General features: G+C 52.8%; 2 protein-coding genes. Both read left to right on the forward strand.

The features are described from left to right. On the forward strand, positions 1 to 726 hold a 726-nt coding region (locus H6F80_RS08915; RefSeq protein ID WP_242067243.1), incomplete at its 5' end, for a thiamine pyrophosphate-dependent enzyme. Between the two features lie 201 nt (positions 727 to 927). After that, positions 928 to 2,500, forward strand: a 1,573-nt coding sequence (locus tag H6F80_RS08920) for a tetratricopeptide repeat protein (protein ID WP_190791224.1), incomplete at its 3' end; no start/stop codon positions are given.

Genomic DNA, 2,500 nt, shown 5'->3' on the forward strand with positions numbered 1-2,500 from the left:
CCCCTGGCCGAGGTCGTGGGTGATATTTGCGATTCGCTCAATGAGATTGCGCGTCGGGTCGATCGCTCCCGCAAGCCTGCATCCTATGTGGCGGAACTCAAGGCAGACATCAAAGCAGACTACGAAGAACATGCCAAAGATGATGGATTTCCGATTAAACCGCAAAAGCTGATTTACGATCTGCGGCAGGTGATGGGACCCGAAGACATCGTTATTTCCGATGTGGGCGCCCATAAAATGTGGATGGCGCGACACTATCACTGCGATCGCCCCAATACCTGTATTATTTCCAACGGATTCGCCGCAATGGGCATCGCAATTCCGGGCGCAATTGCTGCTAAGCTCGTCGCACCCCAGCGCAAAATTGTTGCAGTTACCGGAGACGGCGGCTTTATGATGAACTGCCAGGAGCTAGAAACAGCACTGCGGGTTGGTACACCCTTTGTCACCATTATCTTTAATGACGGCGGCTACGGCTTGATTGAGTGGAAGCAGCTTAACCAATTTGGCGAACCAGCTTTTGTTCACTTTGGCAATCCCGATTTTGTGAAGCTCGCCGAAAGCATGGAACTCAAAGGCTACCGCGTCGAGTCGAGCCTTGATTTTCTGCCGATGCTGAAAGATGCCCTCGAACAAAATGTGCCCACCGTGATCGACGTGCCAATCGACTATCGGGAAAATCTGCGGTTCAGCAAGCGATCGGGCGATTTGACCTGCTCGATTTAGCCATCAGGACTGTTTGAGAAACAATCGCTCTGAGCCGAACTGCCCCCTTAGAGGATCTCAGGTCGGCTCTGCTGCGGTTTGAGGTTTTGTAGCCCATCCTGGGGAGAACCTCGCTTTAAGGAATTCAAAGTCCCCAACTTTGGGAAATTTAGAGGGCAGTGTAGGCAATTCGCTACTTTTCCAAACATCCTCCTACTGCTGATGGCTGATTTTGAACCACAAACGATCGTTTCCCTTGCCGCGGATGCCCTTGCTACAGAAGACTATGCAAAGGCGATCAATCTTTGCACTCAGGCAATTGAGATTGATTCCGGTTTGCTGATGGCTTACTGGTATCTGGGGCTGGCGCAACTGCTGCAAGGCTCTGAACTAGAGGCTCAGGCAACGTGGATCTCGGCAATCACTGCAATCGATCTGCAAGAGGCGGATCAGGCAATCAATCAACTGCTTGGCATCCTGTTTGTGGAAGCAGAGCGACAGAGCGGCAAGCCCGATTTACAGGAACGCATTTATACTCAGGCGCTGGAGATTTCGCCTGAACCGAGCGGCATTTATCTGGGTTTGGGTAGAGCGATCGCACTACAGGGCAGGCTCGACGAGGCGATCGAACTCTGGCAGCAGGCAGTCCAAGCGCGACCCGACTGGGCTGATCCCTATCTTGAATTGGCGCAGATCTGGCAGAAGTTGGGGCAGATTCCAGACGCGATCGAGGCATATCGTCATGCCCTGCAACTGCGATCGGAACGCGAAGACCTGTGGGAAATTCATTATAGGCTGGGACTTTGTTTGTCGCAGGCGGGGCAATGGCAGGAGGGGGTTCCTTCCACGTTGCACTCTGCGCTAATTGAGCAATTTCGCCAAACGGTTGAGCTGAATCCTAGATTTGCTCCTGCCTGGGGCGATCTGGGTGGAGCATTGCTGCAAGAGCGACAGTGGCAAGACGCGATCGATTGTTTTTTTGCTGCTGTTTGTCAGCACTCCGGGTTTGCTCAGCAATACTGCGGCTGGGCGGCAACGCTTCCAACAAAACAGCTCCGCTCCCAGCGCAGCGCCCAATTCCTTCACCTGGTAAAAATCCAGGCTCCACAAGCCGAAATTCTCCAGTCTCTTCGATCGCTCCTCCCAGCTCCGCCAGTGCCTGCGTCTTCTGCTGCCTCTGTTCCTCTGGTTTGCTGCCCCACCGGATACTATGAAACGGCTCAGGCTGCAGTCAGAACGGGCGAAGTCTCAGAGTATAGCTCACTCGATCCGGCTGGCTTGCTGCCGCTCACCCCACCTCGATCGCTGGATGGTTCGGTTCACTGGAGCTTTCGCTTTGGCACTGCCGTACCTATGCCTGAAACGTTTGTGGTGCAGATTCCGCAGGGACAATTCTGGTTAAATGCCGATGAAAGCAGCAGTGCGATTTTAACCGCAGACAATAGACTGCTTGGAGATTTATCGCCTGAATTTCCGCTGCTCAGTCCCGGACATCCTGATAAACATCCCAATCGGCATTCTCTTTTGCAGCAGCCTTTGAATCAGCAGCAGCCTTTGAATCAAGATATTTCGCAAACGGTGTGCCATCTAGAGGGGACGATCGCAGTCCTGGCAGGACTCACGAATGGAATGTATTTTCACTGGATGTTTGATGTGCTGCCGCGATTGGATTTACTGCGTCGGAGCGGCATTGATTTCAGCGAGATTGATGGATTTGTGGTGAGTCATCACCTGCCTTTTCAGCGAGAAACGCTTCAGCTTTTGGGTGTGCCAGCCGCAAAAATTTTAGACCCTC

Origin of the sequence: Leptolyngbya sp. FACHB-711 (genome assembly GCF_014695615.1) — a bacterium.
Lineage (GTDB): Bacteria > Cyanobacteriota > Cyanobacteriia > Elainellales > Elainellaceae > Leptolyngbya_A.